The organism is Actinopolyspora sp. BKK2, assembly GCF_011291845.1.
Taxonomy (GTDB): Bacteria; Actinomycetota; Actinomycetes; order Mycobacteriales; family Pseudonocardiaceae; genus Actinopolyspora; species Actinopolyspora saharensis.
In genome coordinates this window covers 118,873-144,350 of sequence record NZ_JAANTE010000010.1, presented here as the reverse complement: position 1 = coordinate 144,350, position 25,478 = coordinate 118,873, and the positions used below count along the sequence as shown (strand labels likewise).

20 protein-coding genes are annotated in these 25,478 nt (G+C 70.8%); 12 read left to right on the top strand and 8 right to left on the bottom strand.

Annotation, left to right across the window (positions count from 1 at the left end; genetic code table 11):
• Window positions 1-113 precede the first annotated feature (113 nt).
• Window positions 114-836, bottom strand: a complete 723-nt coding sequence (locus G9Q41_RS18805; RefSeq protein ID WP_165633603.1) for a FadR/GntR family transcriptional regulator — start codon at window positions 834-836, stop codon at window positions 114-116.
• 376 nt (window positions 837-1,212) lie between these two features.
• On the opposite strand from G9Q41_RS18805, the gene dgoD reads away from it, so the two are divergent.
• Window positions 1,213-2,358, top strand: a complete 1,146-nt coding sequence (gene dgoD / locus G9Q41_RS18800) for a galactonate dehydratase (protein WP_165633604.1) — start codon at window positions 1,213-1,215, stop codon at window positions 2,356-2,358.
• 79 nt (window positions 2,359-2,437) lie between these two features.
• Here the strand turns inward: dgoD and G9Q41_RS18795 are convergent, their stop codons facing one another.
• Window positions 2,438-4,171 carry an SDR family oxidoreductase gene (locus G9Q41_RS18795; RefSeq protein ID WP_165633605.1) on the bottom strand — a complete coding sequence of 578 codons (1,734 nt, stop codon included), beginning with the start codon at window positions 4,169-4,171 and terminating at the stop codon, window positions 2,438-2,440.
• 247 nt (window positions 4,172-4,418) lie between these two features.
• Window positions 4,419-6,449, bottom strand: coding sequence for a neutral/alkaline ceramidase (locus G9Q41_RS18790; protein WP_165633606.1), 2,031 nt, complete (start codon window positions 6,447-6,449; stop codon window positions 4,419-4,421).
• Window positions 6,450-6,676: 227 nt separating this feature from the next.
• Between G9Q41_RS18790 and lat the strand changes: the two genes are divergently transcribed.
• A complete protein-coding gene (gene lat, locus G9Q41_RS18785) occupies window positions 6,677-8,026 on the top strand; it encodes an L-lysine 6-transaminase (protein ID WP_165633607.1) in 1,350 nt (449 codons plus the stop codon).
• Window positions 8,027-8,166: 140 nt separating this feature from the next.
• Here the strand turns inward: lat and G9Q41_RS18780 are convergent, their stop codons facing one another.
• Window positions 8,167-9,744 carry a phospholipid carrier-dependent glycosyltransferase gene (locus G9Q41_RS18780; protein WP_165633608.1) on the bottom strand — a complete coding sequence of 526 codons (1,578 nt, stop codon included), beginning with the start codon at window positions 9,742-9,744 and terminating at the stop codon, window positions 8,167-8,169.
• An 11-nt stretch (window positions 9,745-9,755) separates the two neighbouring features.
• Between G9Q41_RS18780 and rsmI the strand changes: the two genes are divergently transcribed.
• From rsmI to G9Q41_RS18765, 3 genes are all read left to right on the top strand, one after another.
• Window positions 9,756-10,613 carry a 16S rRNA (cytidine(1402)-2'-O)-methyltransferase gene (gene rsmI, locus G9Q41_RS18775; RefSeq protein WP_165633609.1) on the top strand — a complete coding sequence of 286 codons (858 nt, stop codon included), beginning with the start codon at window positions 9,756-9,758 and terminating at the stop codon, window positions 10,611-10,613.
• Between the two features lie 23 nt (window positions 10,614-10,636).
• Window positions 10,637-11,260 carry a uracil phosphoribosyltransferase gene (upp, locus tag G9Q41_RS18770; protein WP_092527495.1) on the top strand — a complete coding sequence of 208 codons (624 nt, stop codon included), beginning with the start codon at window positions 10,637-10,639 and terminating at the stop codon, window positions 11,258-11,260.
• 165 nt (window positions 11,261-11,425) lie between these two features.
• Window positions 11,426-12,607: a glycosyltransferase family 2 protein gene (locus G9Q41_RS18765; RefSeq protein WP_347567601.1), complete on the top strand. Its 1,182-nt coding sequence runs from the start codon at window positions 11,426-11,428 to the stop codon at window positions 12,605-12,607.
• Between the two features lie 749 nt (window positions 12,608-13,356).
• Here G9Q41_RS18765 and G9Q41_RS18760 read toward each other — a convergent pair.
• The 4 genes from G9Q41_RS18760 to G9Q41_RS18745 form a co-directional block, all read right to left on the bottom strand.
• Complete coding sequence (locus tag G9Q41_RS18760; RefSeq protein WP_165633610.1) at window positions 13,357-13,809, bottom strand: NAD(P)H-dependent oxidoreductase; 453 nt, start codon at window positions 13,807-13,809, stop codon at window positions 13,357-13,359.
• Window positions 13,810-13,953: 144 nt separating this feature from the next.
• On the bottom strand, window positions 13,954-15,648 hold the full coding sequence (locus G9Q41_RS18755; RefSeq protein WP_165633672.1) for a phospho-sugar mutase: 1,695 nt from the start codon (window positions 15,646-15,648) through the stop codon (window positions 13,954-13,956).
• Between the two features lie 227 nt (window positions 15,649-15,875).
• Complete coding sequence (locus G9Q41_RS18750) at window positions 15,876-16,694, bottom strand: purine-nucleoside phosphorylase (RefSeq protein ID WP_092524084.1); 819 nt, start codon at window positions 16,692-16,694, stop codon at window positions 15,876-15,878.
• Window positions 16,695-16,846: 152 nt separating this feature from the next.
• Window positions 16,847-18,655, bottom strand: a complete 1,809-nt coding sequence (locus G9Q41_RS18745; protein ID WP_347567602.1) for a serine/threonine-protein kinase — start codon at window positions 18,653-18,655, stop codon at window positions 16,847-16,849.
• A gap of 585 nt (window positions 18,656-19,240) precedes the next feature.
• Between G9Q41_RS18745 and mbhE the strand changes: the two genes are divergently transcribed.
• Genes mbhE through mnhG form a run of 7 tightly spaced genes read left to right on the top strand, consistent with a single transcriptional unit; the run spans window position 19,241 to window position 25,347 of the window.
• Window positions 19,241-21,604 (top strand): hydrogen gas-evolving membrane-bound hydrogenase subunit E, encoded by a 2,364-nt coding sequence (gene mbhE / locus G9Q41_RS18740; RefSeq protein WP_347567603.1) that lies wholly within the window; start codon window positions 19,241-19,243, stop codon window positions 21,602-21,604.
• Window positions 21,604-22,173 carry an MnhB domain-containing protein gene (locus tag G9Q41_RS18735; protein ID WP_175455086.1) on the top strand — a complete coding sequence of 190 codons (570 nt, stop codon included), beginning with the start codon at window positions 21,604-21,606 and terminating at the stop codon, window positions 22,171-22,173. Before mbhE ends, G9Q41_RS18735 begins: the two co-directional genes overlap by 1 nt.
• The gene (locus tag G9Q41_RS18730; protein ID WP_092524078.1) at window positions 22,170-22,595 is read left to right on the top strand and encodes a Na(+)/H(+) antiporter subunit C; all 426 of its coding nucleotides are present in this window, start codon (window positions 22,170-22,172) and stop codon (window positions 22,593-22,595) included. The genes G9Q41_RS18735 and G9Q41_RS18730 overlap by 4 nt, the downstream gene beginning before the upstream one ends.
• Window positions 22,592-24,130 carry a Na+/H+ antiporter subunit D gene (locus G9Q41_RS18725; RefSeq protein ID WP_092524076.1) on the top strand — a complete coding sequence of 513 codons (1,539 nt, stop codon included), beginning with the start codon at window positions 22,592-22,594 and terminating at the stop codon, window positions 24,128-24,130. The genes G9Q41_RS18730 and G9Q41_RS18725 overlap by 4 nt, the downstream gene beginning before the upstream one ends.
• Window positions 24,123-24,734: a Na+/H+ antiporter subunit E gene (locus tag G9Q41_RS18720; RefSeq protein ID WP_245695785.1), complete on the top strand. Its 612-nt coding sequence runs from the start codon at window positions 24,123-24,125 to the stop codon at window positions 24,732-24,734. Before G9Q41_RS18725 ends, G9Q41_RS18720 begins: the two co-directional genes overlap by 8 nt.
• Window positions 24,734-25,000, top strand: coding sequence for a monovalent cation/H+ antiporter complex subunit F (locus G9Q41_RS18715; RefSeq protein WP_017973359.1), 267 nt, complete (start codon window positions 24,734-24,736; stop codon window positions 24,998-25,000). Before G9Q41_RS18720 ends, G9Q41_RS18715 begins: the two co-directional genes overlap by 1 nt.
• Window positions 24,997-25,347: a monovalent cation/H(+) antiporter subunit G gene (mnhG, locus tag G9Q41_RS18710; protein WP_092524074.1), complete on the top strand. Its 351-nt coding sequence runs from the start codon at window positions 24,997-24,999 to the stop codon at window positions 25,345-25,347. Before G9Q41_RS18715 ends, mnhG begins: the two co-directional genes overlap by 4 nt.
• Window positions 25,348-25,478: the final 131 nt, after the last annotated feature.

Below are 25,478 nucleotides of genomic sequence, written 5' to 3'. Positions count from 1 at the left end.
TCCTTGGTTGCCGAGTCCAGCCGGTCGGTCGCGTGGGTGGTCACGAGCGGCCGCGCCGCCCACCGTCCACGCTTGCCACCCGCACCGTCGTGCGGACCGAGCCACCGATGCTGTCATGAGTCCTCACCGGGTGGGGTGGCGAATGTTGCGCGCAGATCGCGCTCGGTCGTGCGGAGGTGCTTGCGCATGGCGGCCGCGGCCGCGGCCGGATCGTTCTGCCGGACGCGTTCGAGCACCTCGCGGTGTTGTTGCGCGGCGTCCTCGGGGGAGCCGCCGAGGACGCGGTGGCCCCGATAGCTCGCGATCATGCTGTTGCGCAGGCTGCCCGCCAGGGCCTCTATCAGCAGGGCCAGTATCCGGTTGCCGGAGGCGCGCGCGAGCAGCTCGTGAAAGCGCAGGTCGGCGTCGTGGTACTCCTCCGAAGTGGTGGCCCGGCTCATCGCCTGTATCGAGTACTCCAGGGCCGAGATGTCTCCCGAGCCCGCGTTGCTCGCGGCGAGGGTGCTGGTCTGCACCTCGAGGCCGTGGCGCACTTCGAGCAGTTCGAAGACCGAGCTCGGCCGGAAGCGCAGCAGCGTGCTGAAGAAGTCCCCCACCTGGTCACCGCCCGGCGCGGTCACTCGCGGGCGGCGCCCCTTGCGGATCTCCACGATGCCGCGCGCCTGCAACGAGCGGATCGCCTCGCGAACGGTGAGCCTGCTTACCTCCAGGCGCGCCGCGAGCGCGGACTCGGACGGGAGCAGGGCGCCGACCTCGAACTCCGCGAAGATCAGCTCCTCGAGTGCGGTCGCGGCGTCGGCGGGTTCGGCGCCCTCCGCGTCTCCGGTGTAGGTCATCCGGCGCCCTCGTCTGCTCGTCGTCACTCGGTCCCGGTCGGGTGGTGTCCCCGGCTGTCGCCGAGAAAACCTATCAGATAGGTTCCTGCTCGGGTAGTCGGTGATTGCGATTGCTCTCGAGACGAAAAACCAGTTCAAAGTGCATATGCTGGTCCTCCTGCAGTCGGGTGGATGCCTCGGATGGCGTGTTGACCGACTGGAACCTGTCATACAGAATTTCTCGCTCGTACGCGTGTCGAGCAGGTGCTGCCCCGCGACGGGCGAGGACGACCGGTGCGCGGGCGGCACCGCGCCGAACCGGGGTGCCGCGCGGTCGGGAGTCGCCTCGGCCACCGGTGGGCGAGGCGAGGGCTTCGGCGAAATGGAAGGAACGACGATGCGAATCACGGCGCTCGAGACCTTTCCGGTCCCCCCGCGTTGGCTGTTTCTGAAGGTCACCACCGACGAGGGGATAGTCGGGTGGGGTGAACCCGTGGTCGAGGGGCGCGCGCACACGGTGGCCACGGCGGTGGAGGAGCTGTCCGAACTGCTGGTCGGGCGCGATCCGCTCGCCATCGAGGACCACTGGCAGGTGATGACCAAGGGCGGTTTCTACCGCGGGGGTCCGGTGCTGTCCAGCGCGGTGGCCGGGATCGACCAGGCGCTGTGGGACATCGCGGGCAAGGCCTACGGGGTGCCCGTCCACCGGCTGCTCGGCGGTCCGGTGCGCGACCGCGTGCGGGTGTACCAGTGGATCGGCGGTGACGAGCCGTCGGAGGTCGCGGAAGCAGCGGCCGAACAGGCCGAGGCGGGCTTCACGGCCGTGAAGATGAACGCCAGCGGCAGGATGCGCCACATCGACACACCGGCCGAGGTGGAGGGCGTGGTGCGCCGCGTCGAGGCCGTGCGCGAAGTGCTCGGCGACCAGCGCGACGTGGCCGTGGACTTCCACGGCCGCTTCTCCACGGCCATGGCCCGCAGGGTGGTGCCGCGGCTGGAACCGCTGCTGCCCCTGTTCGTCGAGGAGCCGGTCGTGCCGGAGAACACCTCCAAGGTGCGCGAGGTGACCGCTGCGACCTCCGTTCCCGTCGCGCTGGGGGAACGCCTGTTCTCCCGGTGGGACTTCCGCGACGTGCTCGGAGCGGGGATCGCGGTGGCCCAGCCGGACCTCTCCCACGCGGGAGGGATCTCCGAGGTGCGGCGCATCGCGGCGATGGCGGAGGCCCACGACGTGACGATGGCCCCGCACTGTCCGCTCGGGCCCATCGCGCTGGCCGCGAGCCTGCAGATCGCGTTCTCCACCCCGAACTTCCTCATCCAGGAGCAGAGCAGGGGGATCCACTACAACGTGGGCTCCGACCTGCTGGACTACCTCGTGGATCCGAGCCCGTTCCGCTTCGAGGAGGGCCGCGCCCGCGTCCCGGAGGCCCCCGGGCTGGGAATCGAGATCGACGAGGAGGCCGTGCGCAGGGCAGCCGAGCTCGGGCACCGGTGGCGTTCACCGATCTGGCGCGACGACGACGGTTCCTTCGCCGAGTGGTGAGACCAAGCCCCGACGTCCCGCGCGGCCCTGCGCGCCACCGGGCCACCGGTGACGCGAACCGGGCGGTGGCGCGCCGCCGTCAGCGGGCCCTGGGCCCCGTCCTGGCGGCGGCGCGCAGCAGTCCCGGGGCGAACCGGGCCAGCAGCAGCCCGATCCGCGCCTCGGCGGACACGGCCACGACCGGGGTGGGCCGCTCCGCCGCGCGCAGCACGGCGGCGGCGACCTTCTCCGGGGCGAAACCGCGCAGCCGGTACAGCCGGGTCGCGGTGTCCCTGTGCCGCTGCTGCCGCGCGGCGTCCACCCCCACGAAGCGGGTCGTTCCGGTGATGCCGGTGTGCACCGCCCCGGGGCAGACGGCGGTGACCGAGATGCCGTGCTCGGCCAGTTCGGCGTCGAGGCGTTCCGAGAGGGTCAGCACGGCGGACTTGCTCGTCGAGTAGACGGACAGTCCCTTGACGGGGAGGTAGGCGGCGGCCGAGGCGATGTTGATGATCCGGCCTCCCCGCCCGCGCTCGATCTGCTGCTCGGTGAAGGCCAGGCAGCCGTGGACGACGCCCAGCAGGTTCACGTCGAGCACCTCGCGCCAGTCGGACCCCGTCGTGTCGGCGAACTTGCCCGCCAGACCGACACCGGCGTTGTTCACGACGACGTCGGCCACGCCGTGCTCGGCCCGGACGCGCTCGGCCAGCCGGCACGTCGCCGCCTCGTCGGAGACGTCCAGGGCGTGTGCCGTGGCCGTCCCACCCGCGGCGCGGGCCTGCTGCGCCGTGCGGGAGGCCGCCTGCTCGTCCACATCGGTGACCACGACCTCGGCGCCCTCCGCTGCGAAGGCGAGCGCGGTCGCCCTGCCGATCCCGTTGCCCGCCCCGGTCACCACGACGAGTTGGTGCTCGAACCCGCTCTCGTCGTCCGAGACCCGCGCCCGGAGCAGCTCGCGTTTCCGCGCCCCGCTCTCGAGGTGCTCGACGAGCTCGGCGGTGCAGTGCGCCACTTGCTCGGGCCGCTGCCGCGGGAGCCAGTGTCCACCATGGAGTTCGCGCACGAAGAGCTCGGAGACCCGCTCCCGGACCTCGGTCTGCAGGGGCGCGGTGACGAAGGCGTCCCCCTTCGGTGCCAGCACCTGGACCGGAACTTCCGTCCGCGGGGGCCGGGGACCGCGCGGCCGGGGCGGCATGTTCTCCCGGTACAGCTCGAGCCCGGCCACGGCGTCGGAGGTCCGCGGGCAGCAGTGGCGGGCGCTGCCGTCCAGCCGACGGATGACCTTCCGGAGCGCTCCGCTGCGCCACGCCAGCTCCGGCAGGACGGGGAGCTGGAAGAATCCGATGTAGCCGGAACGGGCCAGCTGGCGGAGGAGCTTGCCCAGCCGTTTCGGGGTGGGCTTGCGCAGCTGCTCGCGCATCCAGGAGGAGGCGTGGTCCAGGTGCGGGCCGGAGATGCTGGTCAAGGACCGGATCCTGCCGCGAAGGCGCTGGTCGGTGAGCGCGTGCCAGGACTGGATCGAGCCCCAGTCGTGCGCCAGCAGGTGCACGGCCTCGCCCGGGGCGACCGCGTCCACCACCTCGGCGAGGTCGTCCACCAGGCGGTCCATCCGGTAGCGGGCCCGCTCGGCGGGCCGCTCGGATTCCCCGGCACCGCGCACGTCGTAGGTGACCACGTGGTGGTTCGCGGCCAGCGGGGCGACGACCTCGTCCCACACCGAACGGTCGTCGGGGTAGCCGTGGACGCAGACCACGCACGGCTCGGAGGGGTCACCGTGCTGCTCGACCGCGAGGGCGAGACCGTCCGCGGTGGTCACCGTTCTGGTGGTGCTCATGTTCGCCGTCCCTGGGGTGCGCTTGCGCGGTGCGCCCTGTCGTGGAGTCCGTGCGGGTTCGCTTCTGGGAGGTGTCCGTCGTTCGGCCCGGAGGCGTGCTGTCTGTTACCAGCGGTAACAGGGATCTTGGCACCGGCCTGTGGCGCTGCGCAACAGTGCTGTGGAGCTGGGCAGCAGTACTGTGGCGCTGCGCAGCAGGGCAACCGGGAGCCGAGCGCGCGGGAAGGCGGGCGCGGACGCTCCGGCCTCAGCCCACCCGGAAGCTCGCCGAAGTCCCCGAGAACCGCCTGATCCGTCCTCCCGGCTCCTTGGCGTCGCCCCGGTGCACGATCCGGTACTCGCCGCTTGCCGCCCGGGAGGGAACGGTCCAGTGGATCGCGGCCGTCGAAGCGGCCACCCCCTTCCTGGCCCAGTGGTACTCGGTCGACCAGTCCCCGTCGTCGGCCACCGTGCTCCAGCCCGCGGGCGTGCGGCGCTGAACCAGCAGGAAGGTGTCACCCCCGCGCCGGTTGTTGTTGGGGTGCGCCGAGGCGAAGACCACCCGGACCCGCTCGCCGCGGCCGTAGCTCTCGCCGGGCTGCTCCAGCACGTCCCCGAACTCCTTGCCCGGGGGAGGAGCGTCGACGACCACTCCGGGCTGCAGTCGCACCCGGCCTCCTTCGGGGTTCAGCTCCGCGGACGGGCCGGCAGCGCTCTCCGCTCCCGCGGCGAGGTCGGAGGCGATGCGGGCGAACTCCTGCTGGTAGGCGGGCAGCGACCAGCGGCCGAACATGGTGTGCCCGCCCTCGTAGGCCTGCTGGTCGTACTCCTCCGGGGTGGTCAGGTAACCCGCGTAGTCGTTGGAGTAGCCGACCACGACCACGTTCTCCGGTGTCGTGCCGAGTCGTTCGGCCACTGTCCGACGCAACCGCAGCCCGCCCACGACGCTGACTTCCTGCGGCAGGGCCACCAGGTGCAGTTCGCCGATGCGCACCAGCTGGATCGGCAGCACCCGCGGCACCCAGCCCAGCGCGCCGACCGGCAGCAGGATCTCCTTCGGCGCCTGCCGCTCGCGCAGCTCCGGCGATGCCCGGTACAGCGCTTCGCTGATGGTTCCGAAGAAGGGGTTGTTGCCCGCTCCCTCGTCGAAGAAGGAGGGGCCGGGGCCGTCCTCGGCCCCGGCCGCGAAGGAGGCCCCCAGCGCGGCCGCGCAGGTAGTGCGCTGTCGGCCGTCCCCGGTGAACTCGGGGGCCACCGTCACCCCGGACATGTCCACCCGGCTCACCCGGTGGTCGATTCCCCCGCTCACGGGCCGCGCGCTGTTCACGAGCCGGGCCGCGGCCGCGTACTGCCGCCCGCCGATGATCCTGGTGTTGGCGAACTCGTCGTCGGTGGGCCCCGTGCCGGGGCGCAGTTCCAGGTTCGGGGACATGTCCGCCGCGTTGGACTGCGCGAAGGCGGCCACGAAGCCCGGTTCGGCGCCGCGGTAGTCCACACCGGACACCTCGCGCTCCCAGTGGTACGCCGCGTACCCCTTGTTGTCCCCGCTGATGAGGGTGTTGTCCGGGCTGAGGCTGGTGGCGTGCGTGGGGAACCAGTTGATCGCCCCCACCGGACGGCCGTCCCGCTCGAAGGTCAGCAGCACCGTGCTCGGGTCGACTGCCTCGGGGAAGTGCCGCTTCTCCTCAGCGGGGTTGCGCTCGAACGCCGCGCGCGAGCGGTTGACGCTGGCTCCGGACAGCTCGCCGCGGGCGAGTCCGAGCCGTCCGGGGGCCAGGTCCGCGTCGGCGCGTTCGATGGCTGCGGTGATCCCGGTGACCAGCGCTTCGAAGGTTCCGGGCTGGAAGCCGACCGTGGTGACGTTGTAGAGGGTGTGGCAGGAGAAACCACCGGGTGCCGCGTGGGTGTGCGTGGCCGTCAGCAGCAGGTTCCGGTGGGTGTAGCGGTTCCCGAGGCGTTCGGCCAGTCTCTTGAGGACGGCCTCGCGCACGCAGCCGAACACCATCCCCGCGTCGACGACGACCACCGCCACCCGGCGGTCCGGCCGGTCGTGCTCGGCGACGACGAAGGCGCGCGCCCGCTGTCGCTGGTGGATTCCGGTGGTGCGCTGTCCGATGCGGGCGTAGCCCATCATGCCGTTCTCCGCGGCCTGCCCGGTCACGTCGCCGATGCCGCGCCCCAGCAGGTACGGCTCGGCCCGCTGCCGCGCGCTCGCGGGCGCCGTCGACGTGCTGGTCAGCAGCGCGGCCAGGCCCGCTTTCAGCAGCGGACGTCTTCCGAGTGCTTCTGCGCCGCCCATGCTCTCTCCACTCCTCGAGTGTTGTTGATCACTTTAGCGTGACCGCGCAGCAAGGTGAGGTTTTTTCACTTAATCGGGTGAGTGCGGACCTACGCTGGGGACAACCGGGAGTTCTTGGGAAATTTTCCTCCTTAAAGCTGAAAAAGCAGTAAAATATTGCTTGTTTGCGGCCTTGAGAGGTACGAATTCCTTTAGATGAGGAAGTTGCGGCCCACAGGAGGCTGAAGATGACCGCACAGCGCCAGGCATCGGTCGACGGTTTCCACACCCCGAGCGCGGACGTGGTCGACGAACTGCGTTCCCGCGTGACGGGAGACCTGCTCGACGTGGTGGTCGATCTCGACTCCGGGAGGGGGTGTCGAGTGCGGGACCTGCGGGACGGAACGGAGTACCTCGACATGACGATGTACTTCAGCTCCGCGCCGCTCGGGCACGGTCACCCCGGGCTGCACACCTCCGAGTTCGAAGCCGAACTGGTGCGCGCCGCGCGGACCAAGCCGGCGAACCCGGACTTCGCCACCGTGCAGCAGGCGCGCTTCGTCGAAACGCTGCGCCGCGTGTTCGGCGATCCGCAGCTGTCCCGGCTGTTCCTCATCGAAGGAGGTGGTCCCGCCGTCGAGAACGCGCTCAAGGTGGCCTTCGACTGGAAGACCAAGCACAACGCCCGGCGCGGTGTCGCGGTGCGCGGTTCGCGGGCCCTGCACCTGGAATGGGCCTTCCACGGACGCACCGGCTACACCATGTCCCTGACCAACACGGACCCGCGCAAGGTCCGCGACTACCCGAAGTTCGACTGGCCGCGCGTGCCCAGCCCCGCCGTTGTTCCGGGAGAGGACTGGGAGGATCCCGAGCTGCTTCCCGCCGAGCGCGCGGCGGTGCGCGCGGCCGAGGCCGCGCTGGACCGCTACGGGGACGAGATCGCCTGCTTCGTCTACGAACCCGTCCAGGGCGAGGGCGGGGACAGGCATCTGCGCCCGGCCTTCCTGCGCGAGATGCAGCGCCTCTGCCGCGAGCACGACGTGCTGACGGTCGCCGACGAGGTGCAGAGCGGGGGAGGGATCACCGGCCGTCCCTGGGCGCACCAGGCGCTGGGGCTGGAGCCGGACCTGCTCGCCTTCGGGAAACGACTCCAGGTGTGCGGTGTCCTGGGCGGACGGAAGGTCGAGGAGATCCCGGACAACGCCTTCCGCGAGCCGAGCAGGATCAGTTCCACCTGGGGCGGTTCACTGGTGGACATGGTGCGCGCCACGCGGATCCTCGAAGTCGTCGAGTCGGAGGGGCTGCTGGACAACGCCGCGCGGATGGGCGAGCTGCTGCTGTCCGAGCTGCGCGGGCTGCAGGCGGAGTACCCGGGGCTGATCGGCTCGGCTCGGGGACGCGGGCTGATGGCCGCCGTGGACTTCCCGGACGGGCGGCTGCGCGACCGGGTCGTCGAACTGGCCCGCGAGCACCACCGCACGATCTTCCTGCCCTCGGGACCGCGTTCCCTGCGCTGGCGCCCGGCGCTCTCGGTGCGACCCGACGAGCTCACCGACGCCGTGACGGCCCTGCGCAAGACGCTGGCCGAGCTGAGCTGAGCCACCTCGACGCGTCCTGGTCGAACGTTTCGCGCGAAACGTGCTTTCCGGAGTGGTTCCGGAGTGACGGTTTCGCGCGAAACGTTCCCCGCTGGGAGAGCCCCGCTGGGAGAGCCCCGTCAGGAGAGCCCGCCGGGAGATCACCGCCAGGAGGGCAGCCAGAGCTCGGCCTGCCAGTGCGCCTCGGTGATCGGAAAGCCGTTGAGTATCGGCCACAACCACACGAAGTTCGCCACCACCAGCCCCACGTACAGCGCGACGACCAGCAGTCCGGTCTTCCTGCGCTCGGGGGAGGCGTTCGCCCGCCCGAGGACCTCGCCGAGCACGAGCACGATCCCCAGCACGAGGAACGGTGCGAGCGGGGTCGCGTAGAAGTAGTACATCTGCCTGGCGAGGTTGGTGAACCACGGCAGGAAACCGGCGCAGTACCCGACCAGCACCGCGGCGTAGCGCCAGTCCATGCGGGCGGTGGCCCGCCACACCGCCCATCCGGCCACCGGCAGCGCCAACCACCACATCGCCGGGGTGCCCAGCAGCATCGTGGCCTGGACGCAGTCGCCCTGCCCGCACCCGGGCATGCCGGACTCGTAGTAGTACAGCATCGGGCGCATGCCCATCGGCCACGCCCAGGGCTTGGACTCCCACGGGTGCGGATCGTTGCCGGTGACCAGGTGAGTGTGGAACTCCAGCACGTTGAAGTGGTAGTACAGCAGCGAGCGCAGCATGTCCGGCAGGAAGCCGAAGCCGACGTCGTCGGCGATGTCCGCCGCGTGGCGGTCGGTGGCGGTCTCGCTGGCGTACCAGCCCGCCCAGGTGGCGAAGTAGACGCCGAGCGCGAGCGCCAGCAGCGAGCCCAGGCCGGGAACGGCGTCGCGCACCAGGGCCCCCACCCAGGGGCGGCGCACGCCTGCGCCGCGCCGCGCCAGCGCGTCCCAGACGACGCTCAGCAGCAGGAACGCCACGATGTAGTAGATGCCGCTCCACTTCACCCCGCAGGCGAGACCGAGCAGCACACCCGCGCCGAAGCGCCACCACCGGAAACCGAGCCGGGGGCCGAACCTCGAGTCCTCGACGCGGCTCTCGGTGACCACCAGCGCCAGCCTGGCGCGCACCCGGTCGCGATCGACCAGCAGGCAGGAGAACGCCGCGAGCACGAACAGCGCGTGGAAGACGTCGAGCATCCCCACCCGCGCCTGCACGTGGCTGACCCCGTCGCAGATCAGCAGCATCCCGGCCAGCGCCCCGAGCAGGGTGGAACGGGTCATGCGGCGCGCGATCCGGATGATCAGCAGCACCATCAGGGTGCCCGCCAGCGCGGCACTCACCCGCCAGCCCCAGGGGGTGTACCCGAACAGCCACTCCCCGACGGCGATGAGCTGCTTGCCCACCGGGGGGTGGGCGACCAGCTCGTAGCCGGGGTTGTCCTCGAACCCGCCGTTGCGCAGCATCTGCCACGCCTGGGGGACGTAGTGCTTCTCGTCGAAGACCGGGGTTCCCTCGTCGGTGGCGTGCCCCAGGCGCCAGAAGCGGACCAGACCCGCGACGAGGGTCAGCACGAGGGTGACGATCCAGCCGCGGAGCCGGTCGGTGGGCTCCCGCGGGGTGAGCAGTGCCGCCCGGTCGTGCTCGCCCGGGTAGCGAACCGGTGGGACCTGGCCGTCGCGAACCGTTTCGGCGCGGACGGAGTTGCCACCTGAGCTCGGCACGAGGACGTTCACACCCAAATCGTATGGTGGTCGTCGTGACTGACGAATCCGGACCGGGCACGTTGCTGCTCGCGGCCACGCCACTGGGTGACGCGCGGGACGCGTCCCCCCGACTGACCGAGGCTCTCGCCACGGCGGACGTGGTGGCCGCCGAGGACACCAGGAGAGTTCGTGCCCTGGCCACCGCCCTCGAGGTCGACCCCGCGGGCAGGGTGCTCAGTTACTACGACGCGGTGGAAGCGGCACGCGAGCCCGTGCTGCTGGAGGCGCTGCGCGGCGGTTCCACCGTGCTGCTGGTCACCGACGCGGGGATGCCCAGCGTCTCGGACCCCGGGTACCGGCTGGTCTCGGCCTGCGCTGCCGAGGGGCTGCACGTGACCTGCCTGCCCGGCCCGAGCGCGGTGACCACCGCGCTGGCCCTGTCCGGGATGCCCTCCGACAGGTTCTGCTTCGAGGGATTCCCCCCGCGCAAGCAGGGACCCCGCAAGCGCTGGCTGGCCGAGCTGGCCTCCGAGCGGCGCACGTGCGTGTTCTTCGAGGCCCCGCACCGGGTGGCGGCCACGCTCGCCGACGCGGCCGAGGTGCTCGGCACGGACCGGCGCGCGGCGGTTTGCCGTGAGCTGACCAAGACCTACGAGCAGGTTCGGCGCGGTGAGCTCGGCGAGCTGGCCGAGTGGGCCGCCGAGGGGGTTCGGGGCGAGATCACCGTGGTGCTGGCCGGGGCCGAGGTCGTCCAGGCCGATCCGTCCGAGTTCGTCGAGCAGGTGGAGCGCCGTGCGGCCTCCGGGGTGCGGCTCAAGGACGCCGTGGCCGAGATAGCCGAGCTCGGCGGCGTCCGGAAGAAGGAGCTCTACGACGCGGTGCTGGCCGCCCGCGGATGAGCTTGCCGATACCGTGGACGACCATGGATGTCCGGGTCATCGAACACCCCCTCACGCAGGCTCGACTGTCGACCATGCGCGACGCGCGCACCGACAACGCGACTTTTCGCGCCGCACTGCAGGAACTGACTCTGATGCTGCTCTACGAGGCCATCCGGGACGCCGAGGTGGCCGAGGAGTTCATTCACACGCCGGTTGCGCGCACCAAGGGGTATCGACTGGCGAACCCGCCGCTGCTGGTCCCCGTGCTGCGTGCCGGGCTGGGGATGGCGGACCAGGCGCACCGCCTGATCCCGGAGGCCCAGATGGGCTTCATCGGGCTGGCCAGGGACGAGGAGACCCTGCGCCCCACCCCGTACCTGGAGTCGCTGCCCGACGACCTGTCCGGACGTCCCGTGATCGTGCTCGATCCGATGCTGGCCACCGGTGGTTCGATGCTCCACACGATCAAGCTGCTGCACGACCGGGGTGCCGCCGACATCACCGCGATCTGCACGCTGGCAGCTCCGGAGGGCATCGACCGGCTGTCGGAATCGGGGCGGCCGGTGCGGCTGGTCACGGCCAGCGTGGACGAGCGGCTCAACGAGTCCGGCTTCATCGTCCCCGGACTGGGTGATGCGGGGGACCGGGAGTACGGACCGCGCTGAGGTCGAGGCCCGACGTGGGGGACGTGTCCGCCCTCGGTGCTGCCCGCAGCACCGGGGGCTTCTCCGCCTCGGAGATCGGGACTCACCCGGCGTACGCGAGTTGTTGACGGGCGGTTCGTGTTGCCGGTGACGCCCGTTTCGCCTGGGTCATGTCAAGCTGTGCGTGTGCTATCACGACATAAGGTTGTCCGAGGAGCGGCCCTCGCCGCGATCACCACGGGAATCGTGTATCGCAGCGTGCGCACGCTCCGGAAAGCGCGCTCCATACTGCCGCTCGGTCAGGAACCGTCGAGCACCGTTCTTCCGCCCACCGTCACCGTGGTGGTGCCCGCGCGCAACGAGGAAGCGGTGCTGGACAACTGCCTGCGCGGCATACGCGAGCAGACCTACGGCTCGGAGCGCGGGACGAGCAGCGACGCACCCGCCCTGCGGGTGGTGGTGGTCGACGACGGGTCCACCGACCGAACCGGTGAGATCGCCGACGAGCACGCCGCGCAGGACTCCAGAGTGCACGTCGTGCACAGCGACGGGCCTCCGCCCGGCTGGAGTGGCAAGGTGCACGCGATGCACATCGGTGTGGAAGCCGCCGGTCAGCCCGAGGCGGGCGAGTGGCTGCTGTTCGTCGACGCCGACACGGTGCTCGCCCCGGAACTGCTCTCCAAGCTGCTCGGCACGGCCGAGCGGGCCGATGCGGATCTGGTCTCGACACCGGGTGGACCTCCCGAGAACAGCTCGGTCAGCTGGCCGGTGCTGATGCCCGCCGGTCTGCAGATGATCGGGGAGAACGCCGATCCCCTCGGCAAGGGCAGCAAGGCCTTCGCCATCGGGCACTGCATCCTGATGCGACGCTCGCACTACGACAAGATCGGCGGTTGGGCCTCGCTGTCCGGCAGACGCAACGAGGACATCGCCATCGCCACGGCCGTGCGGGACCACGGTGGGGTGACGAGGGTCGTCGAGGGGCTCTCGTACGTGACCACCAGCGGCATGGATCCGTTCAAGCAGGGCTGGGGCTCGTTCCGCAAGAGCTTCGTGGCGGGCACGAACGGTTCGGTGCCCGTGCTGCTGGGGGTGGGTGTCGGCCAGATCGCGCTGTCGCTGGCCTCGCCCGCGATGTTCGCCAGGGGAGTGCGCACCCGGAAACCGGGACTGATCGCGCTCGGAGCGATCGGTTGGGTCGCGCAGAGCGTCTCGCACGACCGCACGGCTCGGGTGATGCACGCCAATCCTGGATTGGCTCCGGTCGCGCCGTTCACCAACGCGGTCTTCGGGGGGATCACGCTGCACGGAGCCGCCGAGGTGGTGCGCGGCTCGACCAGTTGGAAGGGACGCGCGTCGACCTTCTGAGCGAGGTTTTCCGTTCGGGCCGGCACGGGTTCGCCGGAGCGGAACTCCTCACCGGTTCGTGAGTCGGTGCCCGATCCGGGCAGTCGCCCGCGCGACCCCGGGGCAGTGCTCGTGAACCGGGTCCGCACGGAACTCACCGGAAATTTCAAGATCAATGTTTCGTGCGCGAGAAGCGTGTGGAACTCACTCCACGCTGATTACGCAGTGCACTTGTTTATGAACGTTTCGTGCTGATCCGCGCGGGGAGCGGATCAGCGAGTACGCAGTGAGAAGCAGCCGTCTCGGACGCGGAACTGGTCGGGTTGTCCACGACTTTCCAGCAGAACACCGCCTCGCTCGCACCGTCCCGCGGGCGCGGGAGGAGACGTCACGAACCGCCGGTGGTCTTCGGTGGGGCCGACTCGACGGTGAGCGGGGAGCGGACGTGGCACCGCGGCTTCGGATTCGTCGGCCGCGTGGTGCGCGAGGGGGCTCCGCCTTTCCGCTGTTGAGCGAAGAACCGGACCGCGGTGAGGACCTCTCCACCGTCCCCGTGCCGGTGCGTCCGGCGTGAGGGACCAGGCGGTGCCGGCCGGGGTGATCGCCCTGTTCAGCGCCCCGGCGCTGCGCGCGCTGAGTCCGCTCGGCGCGGAGTGACCGGGACGCGAGGACGGCGGCGCTGCTGGTGCTGTGCTGCACCGGGCGCGCTCCCGGCCCCGGCGTCGACGTGGCCGACCACTTCGGAGTGCCTCCCGGAGCGTCGCTCGCGGCTACGGCATCAGCCCGGCCGCCACGGTCGCGCCCAGCTCCCAGCAGGCGTCCAGCCCTTCCGAGTCGGGCTGTCCGGTGAGGTCGACCGGTTCGGCGACCTGCTTCCAGCCGAGCCCGGTGGTGATCGACCGGGCGGCCCGGATCGCGCCCTCGGTACCCTCGTTGCCGTGCACGTACAGCCCGAAGGGCCTGCCGCTGGTGGAGTCCAGGCACGGGTAGTAGATCTGGTCGAAGAAGTGCTTGAGCGCCCCGGACATGTAGCCGAGGTTGGCAGGCGTCCCCAGCAGGTATCCGTCGGCGGCGAGCACGTCGCTGGCCGTCGCGGCCAGCGCGGGCCTGCGCACGACCTCCACGTCCTCGATCTCGTCGGTGGTGGCACCTTCGACGACCTTCTCGAACATGGCCTGCATACCCGGTGAGGGCGTGTGGTGGACGATCAGCAAACGCGGCACGCCCCGAGGATGCCCCGCGCGATCTCGCGGTCGCAACGTCACCGGTGAGACCTCCCGCACCGCAGGCCGCGCGCGAGCGGCTGCCCGCCGCCTCGGGAAGGTCCGCCTGAAGTGTCCCGATCCGCCGGCCCGGAAGAGCTCCGCTCAGGACTCGACCAGCCCACGCACCTCCGCGGTCAGCGCCGCCATCATCTCCCGCGCCCTGCCGCGAGCCGCCGCGAGCTCCGACCCGGCTGCGGGATCCCGCACCGGTTCCACGACCTGCAGGTAGCACTTGAGCTTGGGCTCCGTGCCGGAGGGGCGGATCACCACGCGCAGACCCCCGGAGGGATCGGTTTCCTCCGCCCGGCTCCCGCCGCGCAGGACGAGCACGTCGGCATCGGGCAGCAGGTCCGTCGTGGACACGGCCAGCCCGGCCAGCTCGCCCGGTGGGTGCTCGCGCAGTCCCCGCATCGTCTCGTCGATGGTGGACAGATCCCGCACCCGCACGGAGAGCTGAGCGGTCTCGTGCACCCCGTGCCGGGCCTCCAGCTCGTCCAGCCGGTCCAGCAGCGAGCTCGAGCGCTCCTTCAGGGTGGCGGCGAGGTCGCAGGTGACCACGGCGGTGGACAGACCGTCCTTGTCCCGCACGTGCTCCGGATCCACGCAGTGCCCCAACGCCTCCTCGTAGGCGTAGACGAGCCCGGTGGCCGCGCCGTCGCCCGCGCGCATCAGCCACTTGAAGCCGGTGAGCGTCTCGTCGTGGCGAACACCGTGGTCCGCGGCGATCGAGCGGAGCATCGCCGAGGACACGATCGTGGTGGCCACCAGCGGATCCCGCTCGGAGAGGTCCGTCGTGCCGAGCACGTGGTCGCCGAGCAGCACCCCGGTCTCGTCCCCGCGCAGCATCCGCCAACCGCCCTCGCGCTCCGGAACGCCGATGGCGCAGCGGTCCGCGTCCGGGTCGAGCGCCACGGCCAGGTCGGCGCCGACCTGGGCTGCCAGCTCCAGCACGGCGTCGGTGGCCCCCGGTTCCTCGGGATTGGGGAACTCGACGGTGGGGAAGTCCGGGTCGGGCTCCTCCTGGTCGGCGACGAGGTGCACATCGGTGAACCCGGCCAGGTGCAGCGCGTACCGCAGCGGCCGGGCGCCCACCCCGTGCAGGGCGGTCGCGGCCACCCGCAGGTCGCGCGTCCGCCCGCGCGGGAGCGTCTCCACGCGGGCCAGGTAGTCGTCGAGCACCCGCTCGTACTGCTCCCAGCCCTGCTCGGCGCGCTCGACCTCGCGCGCGGGTCCGACACGCGCGATCTCGCGCTCGATCTCCTCGTCGAACGGGGCCACCAGGGGGTCCCCACCGGAGAGGTAGACCTTGTAGCCGTTGTCGGCCGGAGGGTTGTGCGAGGCGGTGATCTGCACGCCCGCGACCGCTCCGAGCGCCCGGGTGGCGTACACGAGCAACGGCGTGGGCAGTGCCTCCGGCAGGACGCGCACCCGGAAACCCGCCGCGTGCAGCACCCCGGCGGTGTCCGCGGCGAACCGCGTCGAGCCGTGCCGCGCGTCGTGCCCGACCACGACGGTGCCGAGCCCCTCCCGGCTCCGCAGCCAGTTCGCCAGCCCGGCCGTGGTGCGCACCACCACGGCCCGGTTCATCCCGTTGGGACCCGCCCGCACCGGCCCCCGCATCCCGGCGGTGCCGAAACCGAGCGGCTGCGCCACCCGCCCGCGGATCTCGGCGACCGCCTCCTCGTCACCGCTCTCGGCCGAGGTCAGCAGCTCCCGCAGCTTCGCCCGGTCGTCCTCGTCGACGTCCCCGTCCAGCCAGCGCCGGGCGGCTTCGCTCAGTTCGCTCTCCAGCGGCATATCGACCTCGCGCGCTCCAGTCGTCTCCACCGTGGGCAGTGGAATCGCAGGCGGGAAGCAACGTCCCTCTCGGACAGGTGCTACCCGGCGTGGAAGCACTCGTCCCGACTCCACGGCAGGTGCCGCCGAGCGAGTGCCTGACTGACGTTTTCCGTTGACTGCTGGAGTGGCGCTTTCGGCGCGATGGCGTCGAAAGATCCGCCCGAGCGGGCCACCCCGCGCACTCTCTAGGCCCGCTCGACGAGCGAGCGCAGCAGCTTGCCCATGCGGGAAGCCGAGGCCCTGCCCGCGTCGAGCACCTCCTGGTGGTTCAACGGTTCCCCCGTCGTCCCCGCCGCCGGATTGGTGACCAGCGAGAGCCCGAACACCTCGGCTCCGGCCGCCCGCGCGGCTATGGCCTCCTGCACTGTGGACATGCCGACGAGATCCGCCCCGAGCGTGCGCAGCATCCCGATCTCGGCGGGAGTCTCGAAGTGCGGTCCCGGCATGCCCGCGTAGATCCCCTCGGTGAGGGACGGGTCGATCTCCCTGGCGAGGTCGCGCAGCCGCCGCGCGTACAGGTCGGTCAGGTCCACGAACCGCGCGCCGACGAGCGGAGACCGCCCCGTCATGTTCAGGTGGTCCGCGATGAGCACCGGCTGGCCCACGCTCATGTCCGAGCGCAGCCCGCCAGCCGCGTTGGTGAGCACCACGCTCCGGCAGCCCGCGGCCGCCGCCACGCGCACGCCGTGCACCACCTTGTCGACCCCGAGCCCCTCGTAGAGGTGCGTGCGCCCGAGCATCACCAGCACGCGCTTGTCCCCGACGCTCAGGGACCACAGCTTGCCGGAGTGCCCCACGGCGCCGGGGGAGTCGAACCCGGGCAGCTCGGACATGCTCAGTTCCGCTTCGGGGCTGCCGATCTCCTCGGCCGCCGGTTGCCACCCGGATCCGAGCACCACGGCCATGTCGTGCCGTGCGGCTCCGGTGAACTCGGCCAGCGCTCCGGCCGCTCCGCTCGCCGCCGCTTCCGGATCGGCGGCCTCCGATGTTGTGGAAGACGTCACGACGAGCAGCCTAACGAACGGTCCCGCGTGCGGCCCGCCGCTCCGCGCGCCCCGGGCGTGTGGCGCGGGCCGCTGCTCGCGGCGCCCTCCAACGTTGGCGAGGAGTCCTCCATGACGGCCAGCGGATCAGCCGCGCGGAGTCCTGCCACGAGTCAGCGCCCCGCGCTGAACTGCGGAGCGGTGCGCTGGTAGAGATCCCGGGCCTCGGACCTGTCCGGAGCGGTCACCCGGACGACCCAGAGGTCCCCGTCGCGGGCCATGACGCGGGCCGCGGTGAACCGCCGCGCGCTCTCCGCCGCGGTCCCGCTGATCCCCGGTGTGGTGGTCCGGTAGGTCAACACCCTGTCGCGGTGCCCTCCCGAGCGGGGCGGTCCGTCCGTGCGCTGGGCGAGCATCGTCATGCTTCCCGGATCCCGGTGCTCGTTCCCCAGGGCGAGCAGATAGCCGCGTGTCGTGTAGCCCCGTTCGTAGTAGTCGCCGAAGCGCTGGACGGCCAGCTCCGTCCGCCCGTCCGGGGACAGGAAGTGCACGGTCAAGCTCCTGGTCGGCGGTCCCTGGCTGTACTCCTGGAAGCGCGACCACCCCGTCGGGGCGGAGATGCTGTAATCGCCGGCCCCGCCGTCGCCGCGGTGGGTGATCCTGCCGTGGTACTGGCGCAGGTTCACCGGCTCGGGAAGCACGGTGCCCTGCGTTCCGTCCCCGACGGGCAGCAGCGGCCGGTCGGCGAGGAACCGCGTTCCGAGGAAGGCCCCGGCGGAGGAGAGGGCGAAGAGCACGATCGCGGCCAGCGCGAGCGCGACGATCCCGATCCGGGAGCGCTTGCGCGGTGGCGGAGCGCTCGGCGTGAACGGGAGCGGTCCCGGATCCGCCGCGAGCGGGGCGGGCTGGTCCGCGCCCTGCGCCCCGGCGTCGGCGGCCGCCTTCGAGGGACCTCGTCCGGTCGTTCCGGAAGGTGCCGGTTCGGCGGATTCGCGCGAACCGGTCTCGGGAGGTTGCTCCTGCGCGTCCGCGTGGGACGGGTGGGAGGAGTGGGACGAGGCGGAAGTCCCGGGCAGCGGGGTGCGCTCGGTCTCGGCCTCGGTGGAGAGCAGGTGGGCGAAGGGGTCCACCCCCGGTTCGGGCAGCAGGGGCTGCACGAGCCTGCGCACCTCGCGCAGCGAGATCCGGTGCTGCGGGTCCTTGACCATCAGCCCGGTGATGACCTCGCCCAGCGGCCCCTGCTTGTCCGGTTCGGGGACGGGGTCGTTGACCACCGAGGTGATGGTTTCCACCGGGTTGTCGCCGCTGTCGTAGGGCGGCCTGCCCACGGCGGCCGCGAACAGGCTGGCCCCGAGACCCCACAGATCGGCGGCGGAGGTGATCGGCTCGCCCGCGGCGACCTCGGGGGCGATGAACGCCGGGGTCCCCAGCATGATTCCGGTGCGGGTGAGGGTCGGCTCGGCCACGTTCCGGGATATGCCGAAGTCGCTCAGCTTGATCTGGCCGTCCGAGGCGAGCAGCACGTTGCCCGGTTTGACGTCGCGGTGGACCACGCCGGAGCGGTGCGCGGTTTCCAGCGCCGCGGCGACCGCGTTGGTGAGCGCGGCCAGCTGCCGGTCGTCGAGCGGACCGTGCTCCCGGACGATGGTGGCCAGGCTCTGCGAGGGGACCAGTTCCATGACCACGAACGGGTCCTCGCCCTCCCGGGCCACGTCGTAGAGGGTGACCACGTTCGGGTGCGAGACCACGGCTATCGCCCTGGCCTCCCGGAGCGTGCGTTCCCGGATCTCGGCGGCCTCCTCGGCCGGGATCCCCCTGGGGAGCTGCACCACCTTGATGGCGACCGGCCTGCGCAGCAGCTCGTCCGTACCGGACCACACGGATCCCATGGCACCGCCACCGATTTTGGCGTGCATCCGGTACCGGTCGGCTATCAGCCGGCCGGGCACGGGCTCGTCGGATTCGGGTTCCGCGTCTGGCACACCTTCATTGTCCACCAAGGTGCTCTTCCTTCCGGGCAAGTGGTGAGTCCGCGAGGAGCGCTCGACGTCGGGGCGTCCACTCCCGGGAGTCGGCGGGGGACTCCGCAGAGTTATCCGTGGATCGCTCCGGGACCTCCCGCAAGGGCGGCGGTCGTGCTTCTGGCTCGATTCCCCGGTGTTAACAGTGGTGAACTTTCTTACCCGCGGCCGGATCCCGCTGGAAGGGAGATTCGCGGAACACGAGGTGTTGACCTGCGCAGAAGATCGGGGCGCTGCGGGAGGCTCCGCGTCCGCTCCGCGGGACCGGCGAGTGGAAGCGCTGCTGATCGGCTACGTTGGACGTGATCGGGCATCGTGACCTCGCACGGTGGGGTGGGGTCGGCGCCACGTGGGGAACCGCTCGATCGAGGGCCGAATGAGCGGGCCGGGTGCTCACCCGATCGTGAAGCCCGTGCCGTCACGGCAAGCGCAACAGCACGACACGCCGGAGCGGAGTCGTGGTGGTAACCGTGCCGCGGGTGACGAACAATCCCGGATGCCCATGTCACCGGGAACGGGAAGGCCCGCAGCGACCGGGAGGTGTTCGTGCTCGCACTGGTGGTTGCACACCTGCTCGTGTCGCTCGTGCTGCCCGGCCTGGCCGGTCGGCACACCCGGATCGCTTTCGGTGTGGCCGCGCTTCCGCCCGCGGCGGCCCTGGCGTGGGTGCTCGCCCACTCCGGCGCCGTGCTGTCCGGTGCGGGCCCGGTGGAGGTGGTGAACTGGGCGGGAACGCTCGGACTGGGGTTCGCCTTCCGCCTGGACTCCCTGGCACTGGTCATGACCCTGCTGGTCTCGGGGATCGGCGCGCTCGTGCTGCTCTACGCGGGGTGGTACTTCGAGCGGGGGAGTGACGAGGCGAGACGCTCGGCCCCGCTGCTGCTGGCCTTCGCCGGGGTGATGCTCGGGCTGGTGCTGGCCGACGACCTGCTCACCCTCTACGTGTTCTGGGAACTGACCACGATCTGCTCGTTCCTGCTCGTCGGGCAGTCCGGTCTGACCAGGGAGTCCCGCAGGTCCTCCCTGCAGGCCCTGCTGGTGACCGCCCTGGGCGGGCTCGTGATGCTGCTCGGCTTCATCGTGCTGGGGGAGGCCGGCGGCAGCTACCGCATCTCCGAGCTGGCCGCGAACCCGCCCACGGGGGCGCCGCTGTCCGTGGCGGCCGGGCTGATCCTGATCGGGGCCCTGACGAAGTCGGCCCAGCTCCCCTTCCACAACTGGCTGCCCGCCGCGATGGTCGCGCCGACGCCGATCAGCACCTACCTGCACGCGGCCTCCATGGTCAAGGCGGGCGTCTTCCTGATCGCCAGGCTGACACCGGTGCTGACCGGGGTGGCCTTCCTGCCCGCGGTGACGGCCGTGTTCGGGATCGCCACCATGATCGTGGCCGGGTGGCGCGCCCTGCGGGAGAACGACCTGAAGCTGCTGCTGGCCTACGGCACGGTCAGCCAGCTCGGATTCATGACCGTGCTGGCCGGGTCCGACAGCTACACCGGAGCGCTGGCCGTTGCCACGATGCTGCTCGCGCACGGCACTTTCAAGGCGACCCTCTTCCTGGCCACCGGCATGGTGGACCACCAGGCGGGAACCAGGGACATCCGTGAGCTGTCCGGACTGGCGGGAAGGCTGCCGTGGGTGACGACCGTGTCCGTGGTGGCCGCGATGTCCATGGCCGGGCTGCCACCGATGGTCGGATTCGTGGCCAAGGAGACGGCCTTCGAGGCCTTCCTCGGCGGCGGCGCCGACGCGGCCGTCGAGATCGGACTGATCCTCGGGTCGATGCTGACCGTGGCCTACAGCGCGCGGATGTTGTGGGGAGCGTTCGCGGTCAAACCGGGAGTGCGGCGCAACGAGGTCGAGCCCACCCCGGCCGCGCTGTGGACACCGGCAGCCGTGACTGCGCTCGGTTCCCTGGCCCTCGGCGTCGGCTACCCGCTGACCGACGCGCTCACCTCCGGCTACGCCGAGCGGATCGCGGGGCACGGGGAATACCACCTCGGGCTGTGGCACGGCTTCAACCCACCGCTGGCCTTCTCCGCGCTCACCCTGCTCGGTGGACTCGTCCTGTTCGCGTTCAACACGAGGCTGAACAGCAAGCGCGAGTTGCTGCCCGTGGGGCTGAGCGCGCAGCGCGGCTACGAACGGGTCATGGGCACGCTGGAACGGGTGGCCGTCGGCGTGACGGGACGCATCCAGGTCGGCTCGCTGCCCACCTACCTGGCGGTCATCCTGCTCACCGTGCTGGTCGTTCCCGGTGCGGTGCTGCTGCTCCGGGACACTCCGGTGGAGAACCTCCGCTGGTGGGACAGGGCGCTGCAGCTGCCGCTGGCGCTGGTGATCCTGATAGCGGCGGCCGGAGTGACCAGGACGCGGAAGCGGATGACGGCGGTGATGCTGGTCGGCGTGGTCGGCTACGGCATCGGTGGCATGTTCGTCCTGGGGGGCGGACCGGACCTCGCGCTGACCCAGTTCCTGGTGGAGACGTTGACCCTGGTCGCGTTCGTGCTGGTGCTGCGCAGGCTGCCCGCCCGCTTCACCGAGACCGAGTCCTCCCGCGGAGTCCGGGTGCCGAAGGTGCTGCTGTCCGTGGGAGGCGGGGCGTTCGTCGGCTTCGCGTCGCTGATCTTCAGCTCGGCGCGGGACAACGCCTCCGAGGTCAGCGTGCAGTACCTGGAGAACGCGGAGGAGGGCACCTCGGCCACCAACGTGGTGAACGCGATCATCGTCGACTTCCGGGCCTTCGACACCGTCGGCGAGATATCCGTCCTGGCGGTCACGGCGACCGGAGTGGCCAGCCTGGTACTCACCGCGCGCTCCTCCCGCAGGAGGAGGCACGCCAGGTCCAGACGCGACATCGCCGCGACCGCCCCCGGCACGAGCTCCGGCGAGCGGGGATCGGAGGGGAGCTGATGACCGAGCACGAGGACCGGAGGCAGTCCGGCGGGCCGAGTTCCACGGAATCGTGGTTCCGCTCGGACGCCCCCGCCGAGCGGTGGCTGCTCTCCGGGTACAGCCGCGACTCCAGGGAGCGGACCATACTGCTCGAGCTGTTGGTGCGGGTGGTCTTCCCCACCGTGCTCGTCTTCTCGCTGTACCTGCTGTTCGCGGGGCACTCCCGCTCGGGGGGCGGTTTCAGCGGTGGTCTGGTCGCCGGGCAGGCCTTCGTGCTCCGCTACCTGGCCGGGGGACGGCTGGACGACAGCTCCACCTTCTCGATGCGTCCTCCCGTGCTGATCGGAGTGGGGCTGACCATAGCGGTGCTGATGGGCTTCCTGCCGGTGGTGTTCGGCGGTCTGGTGCTGGAGAGCGGCACCTTCGCCTTCACCGTCCCGCTGCTGGGCAAGATCAAGCTCGCCAGCAATCTCCTGCTGGACGTCGGCGTCTACCTGCTGATCATCGGTGTGGTGCTGGACCTGCTGCGGACCCTCGGGTCCGGGGTCGAGGCAGACATGGCCGCGAGCGGAGAGGAACGTCGATGAGCAGCGTGAACCTGACGATGGCCATCGTTCTCGGAGGGCTGTACGCCACGGGGTTCTACCTGCTGCTGCAGCGCTCCCTGATGCGCGTCCTGCTCGGGATCGTGATCCTCGGGCACGGGGCGAACCTGCTGCTCCAGCAGGCGGGAGGGGCGCCGGCCGGACGCCCCCCGATGCTGGGCGAGGCCCCCGTCGAGGCGATGTCCGATCCGCTTCCGCAGGCCATGGCCCTGACCGCGATCGTGATCACCTTCGCCCTGACCACCTTTCTGCTCGCCCTGGCGTACCGGGCCTGGCAGCTGCTCGGCCACGACGAGGTGCAGGACGACGTGGAGGACCGGCGCATCAGGAGGCTGGACAGCGAGCTGTCCGAGGAAGAGGGCGCGGACAACGAGCAGGAGCTGGATACGGAGGCAACCCGGTGAGTGTGCTGGTCGCGATACCGGTGCTGCTTCCGCTGGGAGCGGCCGGACTCTCGATGGCCTTCGGGCGTTTCGCGGACGTGCAGCGTTGGCTCGGTCTGCTGGTGCTCGGCGCGATCGTGGTGGACGCGACGGTGCTGCTCTACATCGCCGATGCGCACGCCCCGCTGGTGCTGCACCTCGGCGGCTGGGCCGCCCCTGTGGGCATCGCGCTCGTGGCCGACAGGCTGGCAGCGCTGCTGCTGCTGGTCAGCGTGATCGTGATGTTCGCCGTGCTGCTCTACTCGATCGGCCAGCGCATCACCGACTACGGGCGCGGGACCTCCAGCACGACCTTCCACCCGATCTACCTGGTGCTGTGCGCCGGAGTTTCGCTGGCGTACCTCACCGGGGACCTGTTCAACCTGTTCGTGGCCTTCGAGATCATGCTCTCGGCCTCCTACGTGCTGATCACGCGCAGGACCACGGCCAACCGGGTGCGGGCCGGGATGACCTACACGATCGTGAGCCTGTCCTCCTCGGTGCTGTTCCTCACGCTGATCGGGCTGGTCTACTCGGCCACCGGAACGGTCAACCTGGCCGACCTCGCCGCGGAGACCGAGCAGTTGCCCCCGGCGCTGTCGACCGCCCTCGCGCTGCTCATGGTCATCGTGTTCGGGGTCAAGTCGGCCATGGTCCCGCTGCACTTCTGGCTGCCAGACAGCTACCCCAACGCGCCCGCCCCGATCACGGCGATCTTCGCCGCGCTGCTGACCAAGGTCGGCATCTACGCGATGATCCGCACCCAGATCCTGGTCTTCGACCGCGGCCCGAGCTGGCGGCTGATGCTCGTGCTCGCCCTGGCGACGATGCTGGTCGGGGCGCTGGGAGCGCTGGCCCAGAACGACCTGAACCGGCTGCTGTCCTTCCTGCTGGTCAGCCACATCGGCTTCATGCTGTTCGGGCTCGGCGTGTACGACGTCGCCGGCCTGACGGGAGTGATCCTGTACATAGTGCACCACATCACGGTCCAGGCGGCGCTCTTCCTGGTCAGCGGTCTGGTCACGCGGTACACGGGCACCGTGGCGCTGAGCCGGATGGGCGGGCTGGTGCGGATATCGCCGCTGGTGGCGGTCCTGTTCGCCCTGCCCGCGCTCAGCCTGGCGGGCGTTCCCCCGTTCTCCGGCTTCGTCGCCAAGCTGGCGCTGCTGCAGTCCGGTGTCGGGGTCGGCACGGGCTGGGCCTACGTGGCCGCGGCGGGGGCGGTGCTGACCAGCCTGCTCACGCTCTACGCGGTGGCCCGCGTGTGGACCAGGGCCTTCTGGGGCCGGACCCGCCCGCCGGAGGGCGATCCGGATCCGACCGACGAGCTCGTCGTCGGCACGGGGGACACCTCGCGGGCGATGGTTCACGCCACGGGGGTGCTGGTGTGCGCGACGGTGCTGGTCGCCGTGCTGGGTGGCCCGCTCGCGGCGGTGAGCGAGCGGGCTGCCCAGGACCTGATCAGCGGCGAGGCCTACAGGACCGCGGTGCTGGAAGGTGGTGGGATCGGTGGCTGACCACGCGCGGAAGCGCCGCTCCCCGCGGCGGCGCGGTGAGCACGTCGTCAGCAGGAAGCACCCGTTCGGGCGGCTGGTGCGCAGGATCCCGCTGCTGGTGTGGTTGGTGCTGGTCTGGCTGCTGCTGTGGGGGACCTACGACCCCGGCACCGCTTTCTTCGGCGTGCTGGTGGGGGTGCTGGTCATAGCTTCCTTCCCCGCACCACCGATCGCCACCGACATCAGGATGCGGCCGCTGCGCCTCGTGCAGCTGCTGGGCGCGCTCGCCTGGGACCTGGTCGCCTCCACCGTCCGCGTCTCCTGGCACGCGGTGGTTCAGGGGCCGCGTGCGCGGGCGGCCATCGTGGCGGTGACCCTGATCACCGACTCCGATCACCTGATGGCGATGGTGGCCAACGCGGTGTCGCTGGCTCCGGGGAACTTCGTGCTGCAGCTCGACCGCGGGAACAGGATCTGCTACGTCTACGCGCTCGGTTGCCACGCGGATCCTTCCGCCCGCGTTCGCGGTGAGGTGCTCGCCTGGGAGCGCAGGGTGGTTCGGGCGGTGGGCACCGCAGAACAAGTGCGCATGGTCGAGCGCGGTTATCGGGGTGAGGTCGATTGATGGGCGTGGTGTTCTCGGTCACTTTCGGGATGCTGTGCGTGGCCGGACTGCTGAGCCTGGTGCGGCTGCTGCGCGGGCGCGGGACCCTGGACCGCATCGTGGCCCTGGACGTGTTCATAACTCTGATCGTCGCGGCCACCTGCGTCGACATGGGGCTGAACCGGGACGGTTCGAACATCGCCCTGGCCGCGGCGTTCGCGCTGCTGGCGTTCATCGGTTCCGTGAGCGCGGCTCGTCTCGTGGAGCGGAGGGAGTCGCACCGGTGAACTGGTTGAATCTGATCTCCGCGGTGTGTTTGTTGGGCGGCGCGGCGTCCTGTTTGTTCGGCGCCATAGGCTTGCTCACATTTCCCGACGTGGCCGCGCGACTACAGGCAGCCACGAAACCGCAAACACTCGGGCTGATCCTCGTGCTGATCGGCAGTGCGGTCAGGTTGGACGTTCGGGACGCTTCCGGACTCATTCTCGTGGGATTGTTCCAGGCGCTGACGGCTCCGGTTCTCGCCCAGCTCGTGGGACGCGCCGCTTATCGGGCCGGCAGTGTGCGGGAGGAAACACTGGACGCCGACGACCTGGCGAAGCGGATCGAGCGTGAGCGCGGTCGCACTTTGTGAGCGACGACATTTTCGGGTCTCAACTGAGTATCATTTGCCTCTGGCGTTTCACATACGCAGGGTTGGTGTTTACCGTGGTTCGCTGTGACATGCGGTTCGCGCTGGGGTAGCCACACCTGTGGCCGAACGCG

Coding starts and splice junctions, on each gene's coding strand:
- G9Q41_RS18805 (WP_165633603.1), bottom strand. CDS start 836: ATGACCTACACCGGAGACGCGGAGGGCGCCGAACCCGCCGACGCCGCG.
- dgoD (WP_165633604.1), top strand. CDS start 1,213: ATGCGAATCACGGCGCTCGAGACCTTTCCGGTCCCCCCGCGTTGGCTG.
- G9Q41_RS18795 (WP_165633605.1), bottom strand. CDS start 4,171: ATGAGCACCACCAGAACGGTGACCACCGCGGACGGTCTCGCCCTCGCG.
- G9Q41_RS18790 (WP_165633606.1), bottom strand. CDS start 6,449: ATGGGCGGCGCAGAAGCACTCGGAAGACGTCCGCTGCTGAAAGCGGGC.
- lat (WP_165633607.1), top strand. CDS start 6,677: ATGACCGCACAGCGCCAGGCATCGGTCGACGGTTTCCACACCCCGAGC.
- rsmI (WP_165633609.1), top strand. CDS start 9,756: ATGGTGGTCGTCGTGACTGACGAATCCGGACCGGGCACGTTGCTGCTC.
- upp (WP_092527495.1), top strand. CDS start 10,637: ATGGATGTCCGGGTCATCGAACACCCCCTCACGCAGGCTCGACTGTCG.
- G9Q41_RS18755 (WP_165633672.1), bottom strand. CDS start 15,648: ATGCCGCTGGAGAGCGAACTGAGCGAAGCCGCCCGGCGCTGGCTGGAC.
- G9Q41_RS18735 (WP_175455086.1), top strand. CDS start 21,604: ATGACCGAGCACGAGGACCGGAGGCAGTCCGGCGGGCCGAGTTCCACG.
- G9Q41_RS18730 (WP_092524078.1), top strand. CDS start 22,170: ATGAGCAGCGTGAACCTGACGATGGCCATCGTTCTCGGAGGGCTGTAC.
- G9Q41_RS18715 (WP_017973359.1), top strand. CDS start 24,734: ATGGGCGTGGTGTTCTCGGTCACTTTCGGGATGCTGTGCGTGGCCGGA.